Below are 24198 nucleotides of genomic sequence, written 5' to 3'. Positions count from 1 at the left end.
GAGTGTCAGGCGACACTTCTCAACCTGACACTCCGCTTTCGCGAGCAAGCCCGCTCCCACATTTGATCGCATCTAGCCGAGGTTTTGCTCGGTCAGCCGCTGCACCACCAATCGCCGGTAATGCGAAGGCGTCATGCCCTTGAGCTGCTGGAAGCGCCGGTTGAAGTTGGAAATGTTGTTGAAGCCGGATTCGAAGCACACGTCCGTGACCGGTTTGTTGCCATCGGCCAGCAACTCGCAGGACTTGCTGATGCGCAGGCGATTGACGAATTCGATGAAATTGCGCCCGGTGGCCTGCTTGAATACGCGGCTGAAATACGTGGGTTTCATGCCCAGATGTTCGGCGACTTCTTCCAGCGGCAATTCCCGGCCGTAATGGGCGAAGATGTAATCCACCGCACGGTTGGTACGATCGATGTTGTTCTCGTCGGCCAACTGTGGCGTCGTGGCGCCGGAGAGCAATTGGTAGTCGTCGGTGGCGGCGAGCAATTCGAGCAGGATGAAAAAATGCCCGAGCCGGGTCATGCCGCTGGTATCGGCAATACGCTGCATCAACTGCATGGCCTGGGCAATGGTGTGCTTGCTGCGAAACTCGATGCCGTATTGCGCGCGTTCCAGCAAGGGGGCCAGGGTCTTGAGCTCGGCGAACACTTGATAGCCGCTGTCGAACAACTCGTCGGTGAAGTTGACCAGCATGTCGCGCTTGGGCACCACTTCGTCCTCGGCCACCTGGCTGATCCAGTTGTGGGGCAGGTTGGGGCCCGTCAGGAACAGGGTTTGCGGATAGAAGTTGCCGATGTAATCGCCAATGAACACCTTGCCGGAACTGGCGACGATCAGGTGCAACTCGTATTCCTTGTGGAAATGCCAGCGCACCAGCGGGCAGGGGAAACCATGCTGGCGGTAAATGATGGACAAACCATTGTGGTCGTCCATCAACTCGTAGGAAGGATCGGTGACTCTGGCAGTACGGGGCATGTCGATACACTTTTCTTGTTATCGCGTCCTGATCATGCCTCTTGTGGGGGGGCTAATGCCAGTTGTCGATGTCGCGCAACCTGACAGGAGCCTTCTCGGCTTTCGCGACTATCTGGCTTTTCTGGCTCTTCTGGCATTTATCAAGCTCGCGCTTCGGCAGTAGGCAACCAGTTGCGACTCCTCCATGAAGTCGACATTGATAATGTTGCACCTTTCGCTTCGGTCGTGGGAGGCGGGATCAAACCAGTTATCCAGTTCATCATGGATATCGACGGGGCCTCCAGCTATTGAGTAGCTTGTGGCGGACAGTGACCACAAGCTGCTGCGGGGAGGTGGCGTCCTCAACACGTTCGTGATGTGCTGCTCCAGTTCCTTGACACTGGTGTCGCCAATCCCGCTCCATTTGTGTTCGATTTTATTGCAGAACCAGTCGGGATTTAACTCCGGATGTTGTTGGGCCGTTACCAGAACTCGTTGCTTGCCGCTGATTTTCTTGAGCGCGCCAAGTGGCAGGCCTCTATTGCCGGTAGGGATTATTCTCTGGCCAAGATAACGGAGCATCATCTCGTTGAAGAGTGCGTAGTCGAACGATTGTTCCCCGTCCTTGAGTTGATGAAAATCCAGAATCACAAACTCGTCAGGGTTATCGCGTAAAAACAGATTCACTGCAGCAAATAAATCCAACAGGTTACGAGATGAGCGATAGCCATTGTGCTGGAATCGGAATTTTTCAAACTCTATGGCCGGGCCGTCAAAGTCCAGTCGTAAATCGAGTACGCGTGAGCCGTTGTTGAGTTGAGCTGCGAACGAACCGTGCTGGCAGGCCAGCCAGTGCGCGCCGGGGATCAGTGGATAGCTCGCTTGCCAGTCGCACCCCGCATTGTGTGTGCCGGGTAGTGTAAGTTCACCAAGCGAGAGGTTATCGATTGCCGGTGTAGCGCTCATCCAGTTATTGAGTGCGTAATCGTTTCGGGTCGTATTGTTCATGAATGCGTCCTTGCATTGATTGATGAATAACAAGTTGCGCCAAAGTAGTGTTGATTAAAGGCGATCAAGTATTTTGTGGTGGGGCGCGCGCGGTCAATCATCAACTTCATACGGGATGTTCGGTAGCGGCAGGCCAGCGAGTGCCGGTCCTGCGCACTTTATTGTTTCTCGCCTCGATCATGTCTTGTGCAGTGAGAGGCCGTAAACGGCCTTCATGCTGCTGGCACTCCAGCAGTAACGGACAATTTCAGATGTGTCGAAAAAGTCGGTATTGATGATGCTGCAACGCGTCACCCAGTCTCCGGTGGTATTGAACCAGTCGTTGATCTTTTCTTTGATATTCCTTGGTCCGCCAAATAGCGTGTACGCAGTTGCCGACAATGACCAAAAAAATGTGTCGTAAGGCGCATCTTCCAGGGTTTTCGCAATATGGGTCCGCAGATCGCCGGAACCGGTGAATGTACTGTCGCGCCATTTGTCGGGGATGCGCGGCCAGAAATAGTTATCGTCCAGACCAGGCCTGAACTGCGCTGCCATGACAATTCGCCGGCTTGTACTGGAGCGCTTGAGTTCGCCCACGGTGGCATACCTGTTGGCGGGAAGTATGACCCGCATCCCGAGACGCCGCACCAGTTGGTCGTTGAGCTTCTTATAATCGAAAGGTTTGCCGCCATCCCTGAGTTCATGAAAGTCCAGTACGAGGAATTCATCCGGGTTGTGATCAAGAAACGACAGCAATGCCTCGATCAACTCGTCCAGTACTCGACCCGAGCGATGGCCACTGTGCTGAAAGTGAAAAACCGGTTTCGGATCTTCCGCGTATTCGAGGCGAATATCCAAGGCCCGTGCGCCATTGGCCAGTTGCCAGGCAAATGAATCGCTCTGGCAAGTGGTCCAGTTACCGGTCACATCATCAAAATCAGGTGCTTTTTTGTCCATGCCGGCGTTATGGGTGCAGGGCCAGACAATATCGGTGAGTTTTAATCTGTCTACGTCGAGGATGTTGCTCATCCAGTTCTGTTTGTAGATAAATTCCGTTTTTTTGACTGTCATGGTTGTTCCTTTGTCTGAATGCACTGGCAACCTGAAGGCTTCAGGTTCCAGGCAGCCCGAAACTATCCGCAGTGACAAAGGGAGGGGTGTTACTTATCTACAGCGTCGCGGTGCCTTGAATAGGTTAGCCACCCTGAAATGCAAAACGCCGACGGAATTCAGTGAGTATCCTGTCGGCGTTTTGATGGGGATATGGACGAGCGCTACAAAATTTATGCTTGATTGCGATTTTTTTCCTCGATCCATTGCGCCATGTACTGGGTACTTTTGTGTTGATGATGGCGCAACATGCTGCCGGTAAAGTTATCGCGCCTGATCTGTGGCAGATGCCTTTGGCATTCGATCAGCCTTTCGATCAACGCAGGGCCATGGGTGGACTGCGGGTAGCGGCTGGCCAATAGGTGACGGGCCTGGGTCTGGGCGACAAGCCACTGCGCCTTGTCCTGATAAAGCCGCACGGCGCTGTCGGCGAATTCGCGCGCCGTACGGGTTATGGCACCGGGCCAGGGCTCTTGATCGTGCATGGCTTCCGCGCCCACTGGCGTGGTGACATTGGGTGTTCCACAGAGCATCGCATCGACGATCTTGCCTTTGATGCCGGCACCGAAACGCAGCGGTGCCAGGCACACCCGCGTCTTCGACATCACCTGCAAGGCATCTTCTGCCCAGTTCAGCACATGAAAGCCCTGTGCCGCGTTGTGCAGGGCAGTGGCCTTGGGCGGGGTGTACGCGCCATAGATGTGCAACTGCGCATCAGGCAGCTGCGCGCGGATCAGCGGCCAGATCGCGGTTTTCAGCCAGAGCACGGCATCCCAGTTGGGCGCATGGCGAAAGTTGCCGATGTGCAGGAAATGCGCGCGATCTTCGTACTCTACTGGCGCGCCGGCCGGAAGATCGACCATCAATGGGCACCAGTGCAGCAAGTTGCGCGGAATTCTGAACTGCTCGACCAGCAATTCGATTTCCACTTCGGAAACCATCAGCGTCAAATCACAACGATAAAACGAGGCGATTTCGCGCTTGGCCAGATCGGTATTGGCCATGTGTTCAAATTCTTCACGCGACGCCGGGGCGAACAGGCCGCTGAAGTCATTGTTGTCTTCACTGGCCTTCAAGCGCTCCTTGAGGCGTTGATGCCGACCCTGCCTGAGGCTTTGCAAGTCGCAACTTTCCAGCACGCGCAACGCATCGGGACAATACTTCTCGACCCGCCAACCGAACTGTTCCTCCATCATGAATTGATCGAACAGCACGATGTCCGGCGCCAGTTCACTGATGAATGCGTCGAAACTGCTGTTGTTCAACTCGATGGGTACTTCACGAATACCCAGCGCCGTCAGGTCTGCGCGCTGTTCGCCGAAACCTGCCGGGCTGCTGAAGGTGATATCCCAGCCTTGCTCCAGGAAAATCTCGAGAATCTGCATGACATGCCCGCTGGCCGCGGAAGAGCGGGGCTCGGGCCAGACGTAACCAATGACCAGGACTTTGGTTGCGCGGGGCTCACTCATGTACGGAATTTCCTTGAAGCGAAGACAGGGCAGGGACAAAAAAGGCGCGCATTAAACCACAGTGGATCGCCAGGTCACCCGATAATGCTTTTTACCTTGTCGCGCAACTGATCAATGGAGAAGGGTTTGCCGATCACGTGCATGTCGGCGGGCACGTCGATGCTTTCGGCATAACCGCTGGCAAACAGGATGGGCAGGGCAGGACGCAAGACACGTGCTTCCTTGGCCAGTTCGCGGCCATCCATGACCGGCAGGCCGACATCCGTCATCATCAGGTCTATGTGTTGGTTAGAGTCCCTGAGCGTCTCCAGCGCCTGTTCGCTGCCGTCGGCTTCCAGCACCTTGAACTCCAGTTCCTCCAGTACGTCGACAATCAGCATGCGCACGATGGCATCGTCTTCGACGACGAGGATGGTGGAGGCGTTGGCGGATGACATAGTGGACTTCCTGAAAAAGATTGGCATTGCCGGTCACTGGAAATCACCGGCCTCTTGCATCAGTAAGTGGCAGCTCCAGACAAGTTCCCGAGGCGGCGCAAAAAAGCAGGCGACGCAGGTCAGCAAGGATAACCCGCTGTTTAGCGTGGGCGCAGCGGAATGTAGGAGTTTGCGCGAAAACATGTCAGAAAAATGGATCCATGTACCAGTTTTGGGGCAAACTCCTTGCATTCTGACAGTACGACAAGGCCTGCCCCATGACCTCCGCGTCCTCGGTTGATGAGCAACGATTTCGTAAACTCCTGAGCCGCAATATCAGCCTGCCGTTGGGGCTGGGCCTTATCAGCGCGGTGTTCTTCGTTTCGCTGATCAGCTATCTGCTGTCGACGATCCAGTGGGTGGAACACACCGACCGGGTGATCAATAACGCCAATGAAGCGGTCAAGCTGACCGTGGACCTGGAAACCGGGATGCGCGGTTTCCTGCTCAGTGGTGACGAGCATTTCCTCGATCCCTACGAAACCGCCAAGCCGCGGATTGCCGTGGCCCTCAACACCTTGCTCGAGCTCACTGCCGACAACCCGGTGCAGACCGACCGCTTGCTGCGGTTGCAGGCGTTGCAACAGGAGTGGGCCAGCTATGCGCAATCGATGATCGATCTGCAGCGCAGCAGCGGTGATTATCGCTCGGTGGTGAAGGCAGGGCGCGGCAAACGCCTGACCGATGAAATTCGCAAGCAGTTCGAGGAGGTGATCGACAGCGAACAACAGTTGCGCACCACGCGCAATGATGAGGTGCGGCGCACCACGGTCTGGAGCATCAGCCTCTATCTGTTGTTCATCGCCGGCGTCAGTGGTTTGCTGGCGTATGTCGGGCGGCGCGATTTGCTCAGCCTTTCACAAAGCTACAGCGTCAATCTCGCCGCCCAGCAAGCCAGTGCCCAGCGCCTGGAGCAACAGGCCTGGCTGCGCAACGGCCAGACCGAACTCGCCGAGCAGGTGCTGGGACAGTTGAGCCTGAACCTGCTGGGACGCAACATCCTGCAGTTTTGCGCGCAGTACCTCGGTACCGCCGTGGCGGCGATCTATGTTCGGGAAGACCACGGCGGTCTCAGACGCATCGCCAGCTACGGTTTTTCCCGCGAACAGGAAGAGCGGGATCAGCAGATTTACAGCGATGAAGGCATTGTCGGCCAGGTGGCGCAGCAGGCGCGGCTGATTCGCCTGGACGAGGTGCCGGGGGATTATTTCAAGGTCAGCTCCGGCCTCGGTGACGGTTTGCCGCGCAGTGTGCTGGTGGTGCCGACCAGCGACGACGACCGGGTCAATGGCGTGATCGAGTTGGGTTTCCTGCGTCCGCTGGATGACCGCGATGTCGCGTTGCTGGAGTTGATTGCCGGCAACATCGGCACGTCCATCGAGGCCGCTCGCTATCGCCAGCGCCTGCAGGAAGTGCTGGCCGAAACCCAGCAGCTCAATGAAGAGTTGCAGGTGCAGCAGGAGGAGCTCAAGACCGCCAACGAAGAGCTCGAAGAACAGTCGCGGGTGCTCAAGGAGTCCCAGGCGCACTTGGAAACCCAGCAGGTGGAGCTGGAGCAGACCAACGAACAACTCGCCGAGCAGGCAGAAGTGCTGGCCGAGCAACGCGACGCCATGGACCTGAAGAACACCGAACTCAATCAGGCGCAGATCCAGCTCGAAGAGCGCGCGCTGGAATTGCAGCGTTCGAGCAAGTACAAGTCCGAATTCCTCGCCAACATGTCCCACGAGCTGCGCACGCCGCTCAACAGTTCGTTGATCCTGGCCAAGCTGCTGGCGGAAAACCCGGAAGAAAACCTCACGGCCGAGCAAGTGAAGTTCGCCGAGTCGATCTACTCCGCCGGCAATGACTTGCTCAACCTGATCAACGACATTCTGGACATTTCCAAAGTCGAGGCCGGCAAGCTGGAAATCCGTCCGGAGAACACCAGCGTGGCGCGCCTGGTCGATGGCCTGCGCGGCCTGTTCCAGCCATTGGCCACGGACAAGCAGCTGGATTTCCAGGTGGATTTGCTCGACGGCGCGCCGCCGATGCTGTTCACCGACCGCCAGCGCCTGGAGCAGGTGCTCAAGAACCTGTTGTCCAACGCCGTGAAGTTCACTGAAAGCGGCAGCGTCGGCCTGTCCGTCGCCGCGGCGCCGGATGACGGCATCGCGTTCAGCATCCGCGATTCCGGGATCGGCATCGAGGCGGATCAGCACGACAGCATTTTCGAAGCCTTCCGTCAGGCCGATGGCACCACCAACCGGCGTTACGGCGGCACCGGGCTGGGCTTGTCGATCTCCCGTGATCTGGCCGCGTTGCTCGGCGGTTCCATCAGCGTGACCAGCAAACCGGGGCAGGGCAGTGTGTTCACCCTGGTCTTGCCGCAGCAGTACGTGGAACCGGGCGACGTGCCTGTCGAACCGATGCGGGCCGTTGCGGTGGCGGCTGCACCGGATGCAGTGGCGCCCACGTTGTCGCCATTGGTGGCCGAAGTCGACATTGCGCGTTTCGACGACGATCGCCACAAGGGGCCGTTCACCAGCCGTTGCATTCTGGTGGTGGAGGACGAGTCGAACTTTGCGCACATCCTCTACGACCTTGCCCATGAGCTGGGTTATCAATGCCTGGTGGCCCATGGCGCCGACGAAGGCTACGACCTGGCCAAGGCCTTCATCCCCGACGCGATCCTGCTGGACATGCGGCTTCCGGATCATTCCGGCCTGACCGTGCTGCAACGCCTGAAAGAGCACGCCGAAACCCGGCACATCCCGGTGCATGTGATTTCGGTCGAAGACCGGGTCGAAGCGGCGATGCACATGGGTGCCATCGGTTATGCGGTCAAGCCCACCACCCGCGAGGAACTCAAGGACGTATTTGCGCGCCTTGAGGCCAAGCTGACCCAGAAGGTCAAGCGTGTGCTGCTGGTCGAGGACGACGACTTGCAGCGCGACAGCATTGCCCGCCTGATCGGCGACGATGACATAGAGATCACCGCCGTTGGCCTGGCGCAGGAGGCACTGGACCTGCTGCGCACGTCGGTCTTCGATTGCATGATCATCGACCTCAAGCTGCCTGACATGCTCGGCAACGACTTGCTCAAGCGCATGTCCACCGAAGACATCTGCTCCTTTCCGCCCGTCATCGTCTATACCGGGCGCAACCTGACCCGCGATGAAGAGGCTGAACTGCGCAAGTATTCACGTTCGATCATCATCAAGGGCGCGCGCTCGCCGGAGCGGCTGCTGGACGAGGTGACACTTTTTCTGCACAAAGTCGAATCACGGTTGTCCCATGACCGGCAGAAGATGCTCAAGGTCGCCCGCAGTCGCGACCGGGTCTTCGAAGGCCGCAAGGTGCTGCTGGTGGATGATGATGTGCGCAACATTTTCGCCCTCACCAGCGCGCTGGAGCAAAAGGGCGCAATCGTGGTCATTGGTCGCAACGGCCGGGAAGCGATTGAACGACTCAATGAAGTGGAGGACATCGATCTGGTGTTGATGGACGTGATGATGCCGGAGATGGATGGCTTTGAAGCCACCGTTGAAATCCGCAAGGTCCCGCGTTGGCGCAAATTGCCGATCATCGCGGTGACGGCCAAGGCCATGAAGGACGATCAGGAGCGCTGCCTGCAAGCTGGGGCCAACGATTACCTGGCCAAGCCCATCGACCTGGACCGCCTGTTTTCGCTGATTCGCGTGTGGTTACCGAAGATGGAACGCATCTAGTGGAGCGAAGCAGTGAAATCGAATTGCGCTTGTTGATCGAGGCGATTTACCTCAAGTACAGCTACGATTTTCGCGATTACTCCGGCGCGTCGATCAAGCGTCGGGTCAACCATGCGTTGAGTCAGTTCGAGTGCCAGACCATCTCGGCGTTGCAGGAAAAGGTCCTGCACGATCCGGCCGCTTTCATGCAATTGCTGCAATTGCTGACCATCCCGGTCAGCGAGATGTTTCGTGACCCCTCGCACTTCCTGGCCATCCGCAAGGAAGTGGTACCGCTGCTGCGAACCTACCCCTCGATCAAGATCTGGATCGCCGGATGCAGCACCGGGGAAGAGGTGTATTCGATGGCCATCCTGTTGCGCGAAGAGGGCTTGCTCGACCGTACCATCATCTACGCGACCGACATCAATCCGCGTTCCCTGGAAAAAGCCAAGCAAGGGATTTTCTCGATGGAGAACGTCCGCGCCTACACTGCTAATTACCAGCAGGCCGGTGGCCAGTGTTCGTTTGCCGACTACTATACGGCGGCCTATGGGTACGCGATTTTCGACAAGACACTGCGCGAGAACGTGACTTTCGCCGATCACAGCCTGGCGACGGACAGTGTGTTCTCCGAAACTCAATTAATTTCATGTCGTAACGTATTGATTTATTTTAATAAAAAACTCCAGGATCGGGCGTTCGGACTGTTTCATGAGTCCCTCTGCCATCGCGGATTCCTGGTGTTGGGCAGCAAGGAAACCCCGGATTTCTCGGCTTTTGGCGATGAATTCGAGCCGCTGGTCAAACAAGAACGGATCTATCGAAAAACATGAACAGTGCAACGAGCCTGCCAGCTGTCGAAGCGATCGTGATCGGTGCCTCCGCCGGTGGCGTCGAGGCGCTGTTGAACATCCTCGGCCCGCTGCGCGAAGGTTTTGCGTTGCCGATCATTGTCGTGCTGCACCTGCCGGACGAACGCCGCAGCCAGCTGGCGGATGTGTTTGCCCGCCGGGTTGCCATGCCGGTGCTGGAGGCCTGCGACAAGACCGCAGTCGAGGCCGGCACGCTGTATTTCGCCACGCCCGGTTATCACCTGTCGGTGGAGCGGGACCGCAGCTTTTCCCTGAGCCTGGAGCCTCGAGTGCATCATTCGCGACCCGCCATCGATTACCTGTTCGAATCGGCTGCCGATGCCTACGGCACCGGGCTTGCTGCTGTCTTGCTCACAGGCGCCAACCGCGATGGCGCGCGCGGGCTGGCCCAGGTCAAACAGAACGGTGGCATGACCATCGTGCAAGACCCGCAAGAGGCTCAGGTCGCCACCATGCCCCAGGCTGCGCTGGATATGCATCAGCCAGACCACATACTTTCTGTACGCGGCATCGGCCGTCTGCTTGTCGAGCTGGAACGAATCGCATGCTGAGTAATATCCAGGCCAAACTGCTGATCGTCGACGATCTGCCGGAAAATCTGCTGGCGCTCGAAGCGCTGATCAAGCGTGAGGACCGGATTGTGTACAAGGCGCTGTCCGCCGACGAAGCCTTGTCACTGCTGTTGCAACACGAATTCGCCATGGCCATCCTCGATGTGCAGATGCCGGGCATGAATGGCTTCGAGCTGGCCGAGTTGATGCGCGGCACCGAAAAAACCAAGAACATCCCGATCGTTTTCGTCAGCGCCGCCGGGCGTGAAATGAACTACGCGTTCAAGGGCTACGAAAGCGGTGCCGTGGACTTCCTGCACAAACCGCTGGACATCCACGCGGTCAAGAGCAAGGTCAATGTGTTCGTCGACCTGTATCGCCAGAGCAAGGCGATGAAGGAGCAAGTGCTGGCCCTTGAGCAAAGTCGCCGCGAACAGGAAGCCCTGCTGGAGCAACTGCAGAACACCCAGCTGGAACTGCAGCAGGCGGTGCGCATGCGCGATGACTTCATGTCCATCGTCGCCCACGAAGTGCGCACGCCGCTCAACGGCCTGATCCTTGAAACCCAGCTGCGCAAGATGCACCTGGCCCGCGACAATGCCGCCGCCTTCACCCTGGACAAGATGCACGCCATGGTCGACCGCGACGAGCGGCAGATCAAAAGCCTCATTCGCCTGATCGAGGATATGCTCGATGTCTCGCGTATTCGCACCGGCAAGCTGTCGATCCGGCCGACGCGGTTCGATCTTTCGACGCTGGTTCGCGATTTGCTGCACAACTTTTCACGGCAGATCGACGCCGCCGAAACGTCGGTCACCCTCGATGCCGAGCAACCGGTGATCGGAAACTGGGATGAATTTCGGATTGAGCAGGTCATATCCAACCTGTTGACCAATGCCTTGCGCTACGGAGCCAAGAGCCCGGTCACGGTGAAGGTATACAGTGAAGGAGGCCAGGCGCTGGTAGACGTGCGCGACCAGGGGATCGGGATCAGCGAAGAAAACCAGACGCGCATATTCCAGCAGTTCGAGCGCGTATCGGCCAGGCAGGCCGTCGCCGGACTGGGCCTGGGATTGTTTATTTCAGAACAGATCGTGACCGCCCATGGCGGTACAATCACCGTCCAGAGCCGGATTGGCGAGGGCGCCTTGTTTCGCGTTTGTCTGCCGCTGTAGGAAAACAGCCAGATAAACGCAACCTCTGACCGACCCCACGGTCGTATCAGCAGCAAATGACCGAACAAAGGCTTCCCATGAGCGAAGATGCACAAGACGTAGTACTCGTTGTCGAGGACGATCCCTCGATTCTGATGGTGCTGTCCGCTTACCTGTCGGGCGAGGGTTATCGCGTATTGCAGGCCGAAAACGGCGAACAGGCTTTTGAAATCCTGGCGAGCAAACCCCACCTGGACATGATGATCACCGACTTCCGCCTGCCCGGTGGAATCTCCGGCGTGCAGATCGCCGAACCTGCCGTGAAGCTGCGACCGGAACTCAAGGTGATTTTCATCAGTGGCTATGCCCAGGAAATCCGAGAGACCGACAGCCCGATCACGCGCAAGGCGCCGATCCTGGACAAACCATTCGATCTGGATAAGTTGCAGGAACTGATGCAGGACATGCTTTCGTAAGCATTCAGGCGCTGATCATCTCCCGCACCTTCGCCGTCAACAGGTCGAAGGTGAACGGCTTGGTGATCATCTGCATGCCCGGATCGAGGAACCCGCCGCGCACGGCGGCGTGCTCGGCGTAGCCGGTGATGAACAGCACCCTGAGATCGGGCCGCAGTTGCCGGCCGATTTCCGCCAGTTGCCGGCCGTTCATGCCGGGCAGGCCGACATCGCTGATCAGCAGGTCGATGCGCTGGGCCGAATCGAGTATCGGCACCGCGCTATCGCCATCACAGGCTTCGACGAAGGCATAACCCAGGTCGCTCAACACCGTGCTGACCAGCACTCGCACCGCCGGATCGTCCTCGACGATCAATACCGTCTCGCCATTGTTGGCGAAGGGCGAGTGTCCGACATTGACCGGATGCTCCTGAGGCAGGTCACCCCCGAAGCGTGGCAGAAACAGACTCACCGTGGTGCCTTCGCCCACTACGCTGTGGATGACGACATGACCGCCTGACTGCTTGCTGAAGCCATAGATCATGGACAAACCCAGCCCGGTGCCCTGGCCGATGGGCTTGGTGGTGAAGAACGGGTCGAAGGCGCGGTTGACGATGCTTTGCGCCATGCCGCAACCGGTATCGGTGACGCTGAGCACGACGTAATCACCGGCATCGAGATTGCTCTGGGACTGAGCAAAGTCCTCGTCAAGGTGCCGGTTCGAGGTAGAGACCACCAGCCTGCCGCCATTGGGCATGGCGTCGCGGGCGTTGATCACCAGGTTGAGCAGGGCGCTTTCCAGTTGATTGGGGTCGGCTTCGGCCACCCACAGTTGCTCGTCGAGTTGCATGTCCAGGCGAATGCTTTCATTGATGCTGCGTTGCAGCAGTTCATCCATGGAGATCACCAGGGCGTTCATCTCCACGGGTTTGGAGTCCAGCGACTGGCGGCGGGAAAACGCCAGCAGGCGGTGAGTCAGGGCCGCCGCGCGGTTGGCCGAGGTCACCCCCAGGTCGATCAGGCTGTCCAGGTCTTCGGTACGCCCCCGGGCCAGGCGTCGACGCAACAATTCCAGGCTGCCGATGATGCCGGTCAACATGTTGTTGAAGTCATGGGCGATGCCGCCGGTGAGCTGGCCGACGGCTTCCATTTTTTGCGACTGGCGCAGCGCCTCTTCGTTGTGACGCAGTTGCGCGGTGCGCTCTTCCACCTGCTGCTCAAGGGTTTCGAGGGTGTTTTGCAGGCGCAGTTCACTCTGGCTCAGGTCGATCAGCCGATCCCTGGCCTCGTACTGTCGTCGTCGTCCGCGCAAGGCGGTGGTGACCAGACTGATCAGTGTGATCGGGTGAAAGGGCCGTTCGAGGAAGGTGACATTGCCCAATTGCGGGCCGAAACGGGATGCCGGATTCTGTTGCGGGCCGCCATGGTGCGTCATCAACACGATCGGCAGGTCCGACCATGCGGGCTGCTGTTCAATCAGCCGGATCAGCGGTTCGAGATCACTGCCCAGCAGCGCTTCGCTGGAAATCAGCAGCAGGCCGGCACCGAGCTCCAGCTCGGCGCACAGTCCGGGCAGGTCCTGGCTGATCACCCCGTGAAACCCGGCTTCGTTGAGCATCATCAAGGCAATCTGGCTGTCACGCCCTCGCGGCGCAAGGATGAGGGTGCGCTCGGGTGTCGCCAGCAGCGCAGTCACCGGATATCTTCCGCAAGCAAGGGGTTGCTGGCCCCGAGATAGGTGGGCACCCCGCGCAGTACGCCCTGGAAGGCTTCCAGCGGTTCACCGATGGTCATGCCCTGGGCGCTGATGCGGTATTCACGGATGGTCGATTCATGGCTGCCGGTGCGTTTCTTGATGATCGAAATGGCCCGGCGTACCTTGCCCAGGGCTTCGAAGTAACGCAGCAGGATCACCGTATCGGCCAGGTAGGTGATGTCGACCGGGGCCTGCATGTCGCCGACCAGGCCATGCTGGGCCACCGTCATGAAGGTCGCGGCGCCTTTTCGATTGAGGTACAGCAACAACTCGTGCATGTGCAGCACCAGGGCGTTCTCTTCCGGCATTGCTGCCTGATAGCCATTGATGCTGTCGATCACCACGGTCTTGATATTGCCTTCGTCGACACAGCGCCGGACCCGGTGGGAGAACTCGCCGGGAGACAGCTCGGCGGCGTCCACCTGTTCGACCAGCAGATTGCCGCTGTCTTGCAGGGTCTGCAAATCGATGCCGATGTTCTTCATGCGCTCGTACAGCAACCCCAGCTCTTCATCGAAGATGAACAACGCGGCTTTTTCACCCCGGGCCACCGCCGCGGCGGCGAACACCATGGAGATCAGCGATTTGCCGGTCCCGGCCGGACCGAGAATCAAGGTGCTGGACCCGGTTTCGATACCGCCGCCCAGCAGCGCATCCATTTCCCGGATGCCACTGGTCAATTGCTGGCGCAGGTATTGACCGCGATGTTCGGCGGCCACCAGACGCGGAAATACATGCACGCCGTCGCTGGTGATGGTGAAGTCATGAAAGCCGCCCCGGTATTTCTGGCCGCGGTACTTCACCACGCGCACGCGCCGTCGCTCGGCACCGTAATTGGGCGTCAACTCTTCCAGGCGAATCACGCCGTGGGCGACGCTGTGCACGGTCTTGTCCAGTGACTCGGTGGTCAGGTCGTCGAGCAGCAGGACCGTGGCGTCATAACGCACGAAATAATGCTTGATGGCCAGGATCTGCCGGCGATAGCGCAGCGAGCTCTGTGCCAACAGGCGAATTTCGGAAAGGCTGTCCAGGACGACGCGGGTCGGTTTGACCCGTTCGACCACTTCGAAAATCTGCCGGGTGGCCTCGCCCAGTTCAAGGTCGGAGGAATACAGCAGCGTCTGCTGCTGTTCGGCATTGAGCAGGTTTTCCGGAGGCGTCAGCTCGAAGATGTGGACGTTGTCATCCATCTCCCAACCATGGGACAAGGCGCCCTGGCGCAGCTCGCGTTCGGTCTCGGACAGCGTGATGTACAACGAGCGCTCGCCGGCTTGCGCGCCGGCCAACAGGAAGTGCAGCGCCACCGTGGTCTTGCCGGTTCCCGGTTCGCCTTCCAGTAGAAACACATGGCCGCGGGACAATCCTCCATCGAGGATATCGTCCAGGCCTTCGATACCGGTGGCCGCCTTGGTACTGTTCAATTCGTTGGTTAGAGACAAATAAGTGTCCTCTCGTGGCCAGGAGCAATGAGGCAGCCAATTGGAAGTGCCGCAACGGGCTGCCTTTTCACTTGACCCCTGGCCCGGACGAGCGTTCAACCTTTTTTAACGCAAAAGGATCGCAGCCTTCGGCAGCTCCTGCACCTACCCTGTAGGAGCTGCCGAAGGCTGCGATCTTTTGCTTTTAAAGCCCCTGTTGCAACGACGGATCATCAGGGTTCATCTGCTCGAGCTGGGCCGTCAGGATCTGCACGTTTTGCAACTGCCCGCTTTCCTTCCAATAGTTGATCAGCAGCACCCGTGCCTTGCGATCGTTCGGATGGCGCTGGACGATCTCCTGCAACTGTATCTGCGCCGCTTCGAGTTCCTGCTCACCGCGCAGCGTGGTCGCCAGGTCGTAGCGGTAATCCCGGTTATCGGGCTCAAGCTCAACGGCCCTGGACAGGCCGAGCAGGGCGAATTCGCTTTGGTCGTGATGCAGTAGCCAGAGCCCCAGGGCATGTTGCAGATAGGCCGAGTTGGGCTGTGCCTGCAGTTGCCTGGCCAATAGCTGCCGGGCGGCGTCGTTCTGGCCCTGTTTGTCCAGCACTTCGATTTGCAGCACCAGCGCCGGCAGGTTGTCCGGCGCCAGGCGCAGGGTGTTGTCCAGTGCCTGTTGCGCCTCCTTGAGTTCGGCGTTGTGCAGGTGCAATCGGGCCAGCTGGTATTGGTTTTCGGCGCTTTGCGGTTCGCTCTTGAGCACCAGCTCCCAGGCATCGATGGCTTGCTCCAGCGGCCCGAAATACAAGCCGAGTTCATCCGGGGACAAGCCCAGCAGCGCATTGATCGCCGCCAGCCGCACGTTCTGTTCGCTGTCGTCGAGCAATGGCCCCAGCAAAAGACTGCGCTGGCCGTTCGGTACCAGGGCGCTGATGCTCCTGATCGCGGCGATGCGCACTTCGGGCGACTCGTTCTGCAGGTCGGCATCCGCCAGTTTCAGGGCCACCGAGCTTGGATAATTGGGCAGCTCGGCATGCAGCCAGACACGGCGCTTGGGGGACAGGTCCGGACGCCCCAACTGCTGATAGAGCACCCGCGCGGCACCGGGTTGACCACCCCGGGCCGCTGCCAGCGCTTCGCTGTAACCGTGTTTGATGGCTTCGGGAACCACTGGCGTGGTATCGCGCAGGAAAAACCCTGCAAGGCCGATGACGAGCAGGGCGAAGAGGCTGATAAACAGATAGCGGCGGGACTGGGGCATGCAAAAATCCGGAAGATGAGGCATCAGCAAAAGAGTGCCAGCTTCGATCAGTCCGAGAAGGGAGTCAAACCTGCGTGGCTCTGAGTTGCCGTCGCCATGTTCCTGGTGGGCGGTTCAGTAGCGTTTTTTACAAGTTGTTTACCGTGACAGTGCTTAAGCTCGCGACGACTGAGTCAGCTGAAACGGAAAATCCCGAGTGCCTCTCCCTCCTAGCGTCACAAGCATCAGACATGCGTCACCCACAACTTCTTCAACCTGCGATCAAAAGAAGCGAACGTTGGTTTCCGACGAGGTCCGGCATACCGAGAACACGCCCCTGGTTCTGCACAAGTCCGGTCGTGCACCTGCAAGGCCCACGGGCGCTAATGTCGATATTCCACCCCCAATGCTCGCGCGCAACGCCTTCGAAGATCGCTTCACCGGTCAGGATGATCTCGAACAGCAGTGGTCAGAACTCAAGGCGCAATTGCAGACGGCGTCTCTTACCGAGCAAGAAATACTAGCTGTTCTGAGAAGCGGTATTTTGCAAACGAACACAGGCCAAGCCATTGCCGATCTATTTGCAGACGCAATGTTACGTTCGATCCGACCATTGGGATCGAGGACCGACAATCGTTTGAAAGATATAGTTGATGTGGTTTGTCATTTGCCGCCCGGCCAATGGCAGTTGGAGCTGGGTGAAAACATTGGGCTTACGAGTGGACAAAACACCGAGCGGGTGACGGGCTTTATCCAGTCACAGCTGGATCGTTCAACAGCGCTGCTGAATGAACGAATCGCAAACAACGAGTTGCTTACAGACTCCCAGTGGGGGGCTTTCAAGCAAATTACAAAGCAAGCCCGGACCTATATTCGTCCTTCAGGTGAAAGCGTGCTCAAAAGCGCCCTGATGATGCTTGAAGACGCGTGTGTTGTTCGGCCTTCTCCCAAGGACGCGCATCAGCAGTTGGTCAAGTTCCTTGATGAACTGCGCAAGCCGGAACAAAGCGGGCGAGTGCGGTGGCCGAACCGCTTTCCGATAGAGGTCGAGGCGATCTGCAATCAGCTTAAACCCGCTGAAGAGGATAAACAGACTTGGCAGGAGTGGCTGATCGACCCCCGCTGGTTGGAAAGCCCGCTCGAGCCATCGAATTCATTTTCAACGCCGATGAACTCATCGGAACCCGCGCAAGATGCAAAGCCAACCACCGAGAAGTCCACGCCTCTGCTATCGACCTTGCAGGCATTCGAGCGCAACGCCGACTTTTACTTGAACGTCAGCACAAAAGGCTCGAGCATTCCCGAGGGTTTTGCTGCCAGGCTTTTGTGGGTTTGCAATGTGCTGGATTCGTTCGGGGCGTTGAGATTGGACAGCAGGCATATTGCAATCGGTCGACCCGCTTCGACACAAGACGACCAGACGAGCAGGGGGGCAACCGAAGATCTGCCGGCATCCTCGGCTGATTTGTCGGGACATCAACCCGATGCCGCCTCCCATTCGTTCGAACAGTTTGCCGCGCAGTTGGACGGCGTTTTAACCCGGTTCATCAACAGCATTACGCCCTGGAACAGCGCTTATGCCAATGAGCTTGAACAGGTTAGAGTTCTGCTGAATGAACATGTCTACAACCCGACAACCGAAGCTCTGCCATCCGATTCACTCTGGTCCCGTATGCCCGACATGGACGCACTGGGAAATCAACTGGGCAATTGGCTGAGTGCAATGAGTGGGCGGTTGCTCAGCACGGGCGTCGCGGTCCTGAGCCGAACGGGAGACTTGATAGAGCGCAATCCGCTCGTTCCCGCAGGAGCCTTTGCTGCCTACGTGGCGATCAGCAACTTTTACATCAGTTGGCTTCTGCCTGCCAATGACGAAACTGCCGAAGCAAGACAATCGAACTCAAAACCTGACTTTGAACCTGATGAAGCATTCGTTGTTCATGAAAATACAATAGAGGGCATCACTGAGCTCCTTGATGAACAGCCAGACTTTGCAGATAAGGTTCTACAGCGAATCAGCAAATCCGACTATCTTGATCCGGGCGACGATCCACAGCTGATAGAAGATATCGAGGTGCTTTTAAAGCAGACCATCCACGGTAGTGCCGATGTAACTTACCAGGATTATCTCGAAGAAATTATCCAGTTGGCGGCTGCCGATGCTCACGAGGAATTCGAGGAGTTCGAGGAATATTCAGGAGGAGGTTCAACCACGGAGCATGCTTCAGCTCAGGTGGAAACTGATGACATCCATGGTGGCGTGCGCAGGAAGCGAAGCCTGGGCGGTTCGCGTTACATTGAAGCAAAAATACAAGTAAATGAAAAAGGCGTATACGCACATGCTTCTGCTCGTTGGCTAATCGAGGCGGGACAACACTCATTAAACGCTCGCGCACCAGGTCGCTCGGACGAGGAAATAGCGCCTGGCATGACGATTGGTCAGGCAGCTGAGAGCTTCATCAATGCGCTTGAAGGTCTGCAAAAGGTTTCCGATCCTTCAGTTTTTATACGGACAGTCATCAAGGACACCATCGCTGGTTCGAATCTGCCGGAGGACATAAAGTCAACGCTGGGTTATAAAACCAAATTCAAAGTTCAGTTTCGAGCGTTGGCAGTGGCGCACGGGCCTACAGAGATTGTTAACAAAGAGTTTGATCTGGCACAGTTATTTGCGGGGCAACATAAAAAAGAAGCTGCGGGCAAATCAATTTTCATATCGTGGCCTGATCGTTACACGTCGCAGTTTATTGCACAGGTTGACGGGATGAATCTTCAGGAGTTGTACAAGGAGCAGTCGCAGGAAGTATTTTCACAGCCAGGTGTTTTTGATTTTTGGAAGATTGGCAAGCAAAAAGAACTGGAGCGCGCCCTGAAAATATTCCTGCGGGAAGGTAAGGGCGCAGCGCAAAATATGGATATTGCAAAGAAATTTCTTGAAGGCAAGATCAAGGCGCGAACGATCTCGATTCGTGATGGTGCTCTCAGTAACCCTGACAAAGTGAGTAACGCTGTTTTTTTGCACGACGGGAGTCGTACGGGAGGGTTGTTCGTTTTTTTGGGTGGGAACAGCACGGTGATCGAGCACCCTCCAGAATTGAGAGAAAGAACGAAGTCAATCGAAGAGTTTCCAGAGTTGCGAGGTAATTTGTCCATGCGAATTGCTGTGAATGAACTTTTGGGGCGGGACGAATATGACTTCAAGTATAGTCTTGGTTTTATCGATCCTGAAAAATTAAAACCGAAACCAATTGATTTTCTTGGCTTGTTTAACCTTCCTTTGCATTTCTCACAAAAGATAGACGGGAAGTTACCCTATGAGCCTATTCTGTTTGGATGGGAAGACAGTGATGTCGAACCGATTTATGAGGAGCTTTTCAAAAGACAAGGTGATCAGGTCAAGGCTGCCATAGACATGTTGACCTCAACCACAGCCGAGCGCATAACAGATGCCATGTTGAACTTCGTATCCGATGCACTTGCCATGCTGTCGATGTGCACCGCATTTATTCCTGGCCCTGGTGCTGTAGCAGCGGGACTGTCGATGTTGTTCGGCGTTGGCTCGGCAGCTGCAACTTTTGTACGAGGTGAACTGGAGGACGATCCGGGCCTGGCAGCCCAACACAAGGCCAATGCGTTGCGTGGAGCCATTTTCGAACTTGTCGGGCCATTTATAGGGAAAGTGACTGGTAAAGCTATTCCCAAGTCTTCATACAAAAAAATTGGCAATGAAGTAATCGAGCGGATGGCTTCGTCAGGGCGTGTGTCGGATGATGTAGCTAAATATTTACCGATAAAACCCCCAAAAAATCCCATTCTGGAAGCAGTAAAGAAAATGCCCGGATGGGTCGCTCCTGTGGAGAAGGATTTCCTGGAAATACTTTCAAAGGTTGACCGGAAGTTTATAAGTTATCGAACTGCAAACAGGTTTATGCGATTGAATCGTGGGCCGCAGGTGGCGCAGAAATTAATGGATAGCACGGGGGTGACGTATTTTGCTGGGCCATCAAAGGGTTATATGTATAGGGGGGTCGTCATGCGAGGGGACATGCGCCCGCCAAGCGAAATTTTCAAGGAAGGCTTCAAGTTACGCAAGGAATATACGGATATAAAGCAGATTAATGGAATGCAGGGTGGTTTTGGCGGAGATGCAAATGCACTTGGTCTGGACGGGAAGGGGATATCAACTTCTGCTTATTATGAGGGGGGTAAAGAGGGGGCGTTTTATTATGGGGGTAAAAAAGGAGGGTATACGTATGTCGTTGATGGTCGAGATATAGACGGTTTTCATATGTATTACAATCAGGAATTGGCAACTAATCCCGGTTCAAAACATAAGAAAAAGGCCTACGAAATCAACTACCCAAATGACATTCCTCCTGAAAAAATACTAGGCGCTTATGACGCTAAAAGGAATTTCATCCCTAACCCAGCGGCCATCGGCAGAAGTGTTGCACTAAGCACTCCTAAATATGGTTCAAGTGTTAAACTTCCGATGCAGAAAGCAGCAACTAATAGTACAGGCATTACTTTCCCTCTGAGCGGCGAGCGGGCCAACCAATAAACCTGAACATCGCCTCGGCAGGGATTCCTGTCGAGGCGCCGCACAAATGACTACGCTTGCTGGAGACAGTCCGACAGGCTTTCCCATGCAAGCGCTACTGCAATACTTCAAGGCGATGCTCAACCCCGGCCCCGGGGTGCTGTTGTTTGCCTTGCGAACCATCGCAGCCGGGTTATTGACCCTGTACCTGGCGTTTTTGTTCGATTTGGACCAGCCCAAGTGGTCGATCATGGCCGTGGTCATCATCAGCCAGCCACTGGGGGGCATGGTGCTGGCCCGCAGTTTTGGCCAGGTGATCGGCACCACGTTGGGCGCAGCCGTGGCGGTGTTGATCATGGCGATCTTTCCCCAGGCTCCGCTGCCGTTCATTACCACCCTGGCATTGTGGCTGGCGTTGTGCACTGCCGGTGGCACCTTGTTGCGCTATACCAGTTCCCAGGCGTTTGTCCTCAGCGGCTACACCGCCGTGGTGGTGGCCTTGCTGGCGGTGCCGGATCAGGACGGCATGTTTCTGCTGGCGGTGACCCGCGTCACCGAGACCTTGCTGGCGGTGGCCTGCGTGTGTCTGGTCAGCCTGCTGACCGCCAGGCCGGAAACCGTGGCCCGTGACTACTTCGCCAGGATCGACCAGATCATCCGGTTGCTGGCCACCCATGCCAGCGCCGTCCTGCGCACCGAAGAGAGCGAAGCCGATTTCCAGCAGCGACAAATGCAGCTGTTGGGCCAGATCAGCGGCCTGGAGGGCGTGCGCCGGCACATGTACTTCGATGCGCCGCGGTTGCGCAGTGCCAACGGCCTGGTGCAACTCTTGGGCAACCAATTGGTGTTGTTGACCGCGCGGCTGACCGCCCTGCGCCATCAGCGGCTGTTGTTGACCGAGCGCTGGGAGGGCGAGTTGCCTGAGGAAATTCAACGGATACGCGCCGAAGAACTGGCCTTTCTCGATGAACTGGCGCAGCAGGGGCGTTCGCTGTCCAGTGAACAGCGCCATCATTTCACGTCGTTGCAACAACGCTTCGATGAGCTGGCCTACAGAGCCGAACAATTGACCGAGCCGTTGCCGGCCACCTTGCGCTCGCTGGCCTGGTCGCTGCGCTGGGAGCAGGCTCGCCTGTTGCAGCAGCTGGAGCAGATTCTAGAGTTGAGTGACGCCATCCAGAGCGGGCGACCGGCCAGCAGCGTGTTTCGCGGGCGGGAAAATCCGCTGCACCTGGACTTCACCCTGGCGACCATGAACGCCATCCGGGCTTTTTCCGCGCTGTTGATTTGCGGCCTGATCTGGATCGAAACCGGCTGGGACGGTGCACGAGGCGGGATGGTGCTGGTGGGCATCCTTTGCTCGCTGATGTCGACCTTTCCAAGGCCGCTGCTGGCCGTGCAAAGCTACGCGAGGGGCTTCGGGCTGGCACTGGTGGCCTCGGCGCTCCTGCAGTTCATGTTCGTGCCGATGATCAGCAATTTCGAGATGCTTGCCTTGCTGTTGGCGCCCTTGCTCTATGCCGTTGCGGTGGGGCTGGCCAGTCCGGCCACGACAGGCACCGGCATTGGTCTGGGGCTCACTACGTTTCTGCTGCTCGGTCCGTTGAACGTGGGTATCGGTCAAAACACCGCGATCCAGTGGTTCGAATTTGCCGGGGCCTATACCTGCGCGACCGTGCTGGCGTTGAGCGTCTATGCGCTGATCTTTCCGTTCAGGCCGGATTTGCGCATGAGACGGCTTTATAAAGAGAACTGCGAGCAGGTGTACGCCTTGCTGAAAACCGCGCCGACCGATGAACAGCAGTTTGCTTTCGAGAGCCGCATGGTTGATCGCCTGACCATGATGCTGGGGCTGCTGCCGGCAACGCAGGAACCACAATCCCGTGAGCGCTTTCAAGTCAGCCTGGCCTGCATGGCACTGGGGATTGCCATGAATCAGCTCAGGCAGCAGGGGCAGAACAACGCACTGTTGAGTCCGGATCTGCAAAGTCGCCTGTTTTCCACCGTCCGGGAAACGGGCAGGCTGGTCGCCGGCCGGCCCGGGGTCGAAGTGGTACAGGTGCTCGATAGCCTGCACGCCCTGGGCGACGAACTGGATGCCTTGCATACCGATGTCCATGAGCGTTTGTGGTCGGTGTTCCGCATGCGCGTGGCGCTGTTGATCGTGGTGTCGTTCGTCGAGCGTTATCGCGGCTACTTTCAACCCTCCGCCATTGAAGGAGACCCTGTCCTTGCCCATTGATCTGGAAGTGGGTGGCGCCTATCTGCCCCCGATTGCCCAGGCGTTGCTGCTGGGTTTGCCGATTTTCCTGCTGCTGGACTGGGTGCTGCGGCGCTTCGGTGTGCTGCAGTTCGTCTGGCATGAGGCCTTGTTCGAAGGCGCGTTGTACGTCTGCGTCTGCGCCACGTTGATACTGGTGATGGGAGTCTGATGCCTTGAAGAACATCCTTCCCCGACTTACGACGCTGGCGGTTGTACTGCTGGCCCTGATCCTGGGCTGGTTCGCCTGGGAGCATTACACCCGTGCCCCCTGGACCCGGGATGCCCGGGTGCGTGCCGATGTGGTGACTCTGTCCGCCGATGTTTCGGGGCGTATCGTCAGCCTGGCCGTGCAGGACAACCAACATGTGAACAAGGGCCAGACGCTGCTGGAGATCGATCCGGCGCGTTACACGCTGGCGGTGGAGCATGCCAAGCGTGCCGTCGAGGTGTCGAAAGCCTCGCTCGGACAGGCCCAGGCGTCCATTACCGCCAGCGAGGCCTTGCTCAAGCAGCGTCAGAGCGAGGAGCAACGGCGGCGCACGCTCAAGGATCGTTCGGCGATTTCCGGCGAAGAGTGGGAAAAAGCCAACACCGATGTGTCGGTGGCCCAGGCTGATCTACTGCGAAATCAGGCCAACCTGGTGCTGGCCCAAGCCAACGTGCAACTGGCCATCGCGGCCTTGACCCAATCGGAGCTCGATCTGCAGCGTACCCACGTCGTCTCCCCGGTGACCGGCTTTGTCACCAATCTGCTGACCCGGGAGGGCGACTACGCCTCGGCCGGGGGGCCATTGCTGGCGCTGGTGGACAGCGATTCGTTCTATGTCAGCGGTTACTTTGAAGAGACCAAGTTGCCGCGGATCGGCGAGGGCGACCGGGTCAGGATCGAGTTGATGAGTGGCGAAACCTTCGGCGGCAAAGTGCAGAGCATTGCCTTTGCCATTGCCGACCGGGAAAACCTGCCAGGCGGTCGCCTGTTGGCCAACATCAACCCCAGTTACACCTGGATCAAACTGGCGCAGAGGGTGCCAGTGCGGATCGAGATCGATGCCGACTATGCCGGTAAAGACAAACTCAGGGCGGGGACCACGGCCACCGTGACCGTTCAGGAAAACCAAAAATCCAAAGATCAACAATAACCCCTGTGGGAGCGGGCTTGCTCGCGAATGCGGTGTGTCATTTGACATTTGCATTGCCTGACACACCGCCTTCGCGAGCAAGCCCGCTCCCACAAGGGATCTACATTACCGTTGAA

Annotated in this window: 17 protein-coding genes; 9 read left to right on the top strand and 8 right to left on the bottom strand. The window is 57.5% G+C overall.

Annotated elements, in window-relative coordinates:
- Window positions 1-72: 72 nt before the first annotated feature.
- The 5 genes from KW838_RS00215 to KW838_RS00195 form a co-directional block, all read right to left on the bottom strand.
- The gene (locus KW838_RS00215) at window positions 73-978 is read right to left on the bottom strand and encodes an AraC family transcriptional regulator (protein ID WP_218499970.1); all 906 of its coding nucleotides are present in this window, start codon (window positions 976-978) and stop codon (window positions 73-75) included.
- 108 nt (window positions 979-1086) lie between these two features.
- Window positions 1087-1965: a phospholipase gene (locus KW838_RS00210; RefSeq protein WP_218499969.1), complete on the bottom strand. Its 879-nt coding sequence runs from the start codon at window positions 1963-1965 to the stop codon at window positions 1087-1089.
- A gap of 177 nt (window positions 1966-2142) precedes the next feature.
- Window positions 2143-3018, bottom strand: a complete 876-nt coding sequence (locus KW838_RS00205) for a phospholipase (protein WP_218499968.1) — start codon at window positions 3016-3018, stop codon at window positions 2143-2145.
- A gap of 212 nt (window positions 3019-3230) precedes the next feature.
- Window positions 3231-4526, bottom strand: a complete 1296-nt coding sequence (locus KW838_RS00200) for a glycosyltransferase (protein ID WP_102701667.1) — start codon at window positions 4524-4526, stop codon at window positions 3231-3233.
- Between the two features lie 74 nt (window positions 4527-4600).
- A complete protein-coding gene (locus KW838_RS00195) occupies window positions 4601-4963 on the bottom strand; it encodes a response regulator (protein WP_102701666.1) in 363 nt (120 codons plus the stop codon).
- A 257-nt stretch (window positions 4964-5220) separates the two neighbouring features.
- Between KW838_RS00195 and KW838_RS00190 the strand changes: the two genes are divergently transcribed.
- From KW838_RS00190 to KW838_RS00170, 5 genes are all read left to right on the top strand, one after another.
- Window positions 5221-8712 (top strand): response regulator, encoded by a 3492-nt coding sequence (locus KW838_RS00190; RefSeq protein ID WP_218499967.1) that lies wholly within the window; start codon window positions 5221-5223, stop codon window positions 8710-8712.
- Entirely contained in the window at window positions 8712-9527 is an 816-nt protein-coding gene (locus tag KW838_RS00185) for a protein-glutamate O-methyltransferase CheR (RefSeq protein WP_102701664.1), read from the top strand. The genes KW838_RS00190 and KW838_RS00185 overlap by 1 nt, the downstream gene beginning before the upstream one ends.
- Complete coding sequence (locus KW838_RS00180) at window positions 9524-10117, top strand: chemotaxis protein CheB (protein ID WP_102701663.1); 594 nt, start codon at window positions 9524-9526, stop codon at window positions 10115-10117. The genes KW838_RS00185 and KW838_RS00180 overlap by 4 nt, the downstream gene beginning before the upstream one ends.
- Complete coding sequence (locus tag KW838_RS00175) at window positions 10111-11292, top strand: hybrid sensor histidine kinase/response regulator (RefSeq protein ID WP_102701662.1); 1182 nt, start codon at window positions 10111-10113, stop codon at window positions 11290-11292. The genes KW838_RS00180 and KW838_RS00175 overlap by 7 nt, the downstream gene beginning before the upstream one ends.
- A gap of 77 nt (window positions 11293-11369) precedes the next feature.
- Window positions 11370-11747: a response regulator gene (locus KW838_RS00170; RefSeq protein ID WP_007970583.1), complete on the top strand. Its 378-nt coding sequence runs from the start codon at window positions 11370-11372 to the stop codon at window positions 11745-11747.
- Between the two features lie 4 nt (window positions 11748-11751).
- Here KW838_RS00170 and KW838_RS00165 read toward each other — a convergent pair whose 3' ends face one another.
- From KW838_RS00165 to KW838_RS00155, 3 genes are all read right to left on the bottom strand, one after another.
- Window positions 11752-13422: a response regulator gene (locus tag KW838_RS00165; protein ID WP_218499966.1), complete on the bottom strand. Its 1671-nt coding sequence runs from the start codon at window positions 13420-13422 to the stop codon at window positions 11752-11754.
- Window positions 13419-14921, bottom strand: coding sequence for an ATPase domain-containing protein (locus KW838_RS00160; RefSeq protein ID WP_102701660.1), 1503 nt, complete (start codon window positions 14919-14921; stop codon window positions 13419-13421). Before KW838_RS00160 ends, KW838_RS00165 begins: the two co-directional genes overlap by 4 nt.
- Before the next feature lie 184 nt (window positions 14922-15105).
- The gene (locus KW838_RS00155; protein ID WP_102701659.1) at window positions 15106-16161 is read right to left on the bottom strand and encodes a tetratricopeptide repeat protein; all 1056 of its coding nucleotides are present in this window, start codon (window positions 16159-16161) and stop codon (window positions 15106-15108) included.
- Between the two features lie 277 nt (window positions 16162-16438).
- On the opposite strand from KW838_RS00155, the gene KW838_RS00150 reads away from it, so the two are divergent.
- From KW838_RS00150 to KW838_RS00135, 4 genes are all read left to right on the top strand, one after another.
- Window positions 16439-20701: a hypothetical protein gene (locus tag KW838_RS00150; protein WP_218499965.1), complete on the top strand. Its 4263-nt coding sequence runs from the start codon at window positions 16439-16441 to the stop codon at window positions 20699-20701.
- A gap of 85 nt (window positions 20702-20786) precedes the next feature.
- Window positions 20787-22922: an FUSC family protein gene (locus KW838_RS00145; protein ID WP_102701657.1), complete on the top strand. Its 2136-nt coding sequence runs from the start codon at window positions 20787-20789 to the stop codon at window positions 22920-22922.
- Entirely contained in the window at window positions 22912-23112 is a 201-nt protein-coding gene (locus KW838_RS00140) for a DUF1656 domain-containing protein (RefSeq protein ID WP_095966728.1), read from the top strand. Before KW838_RS00145 ends, KW838_RS00140 begins: the two co-directional genes overlap by 11 nt.
- Before the next feature lie 4 nt (window positions 23113-23116).
- A complete protein-coding gene (locus tag KW838_RS00135; RefSeq protein ID WP_102701656.1) occupies window positions 23117-24082 on the top strand; it encodes an HlyD family secretion protein in 966 nt (321 codons plus the stop codon).
- The last annotated feature ends 116 nt before the right edge of the window (window positions 24083-24198 follow it).

This window comes from Pseudomonas sp. PDM27 (assembly GCF_019219205.1).
Taxonomy (GTDB): domain Bacteria; phylum Pseudomonadota; class Gammaproteobacteria; order Pseudomonadales; family Pseudomonadaceae; genus Aquipseudomonas; species Aquipseudomonas laurylsulfatiphila.
This window is presented reverse-complemented; position numbering and strand designations above follow the sequence as displayed.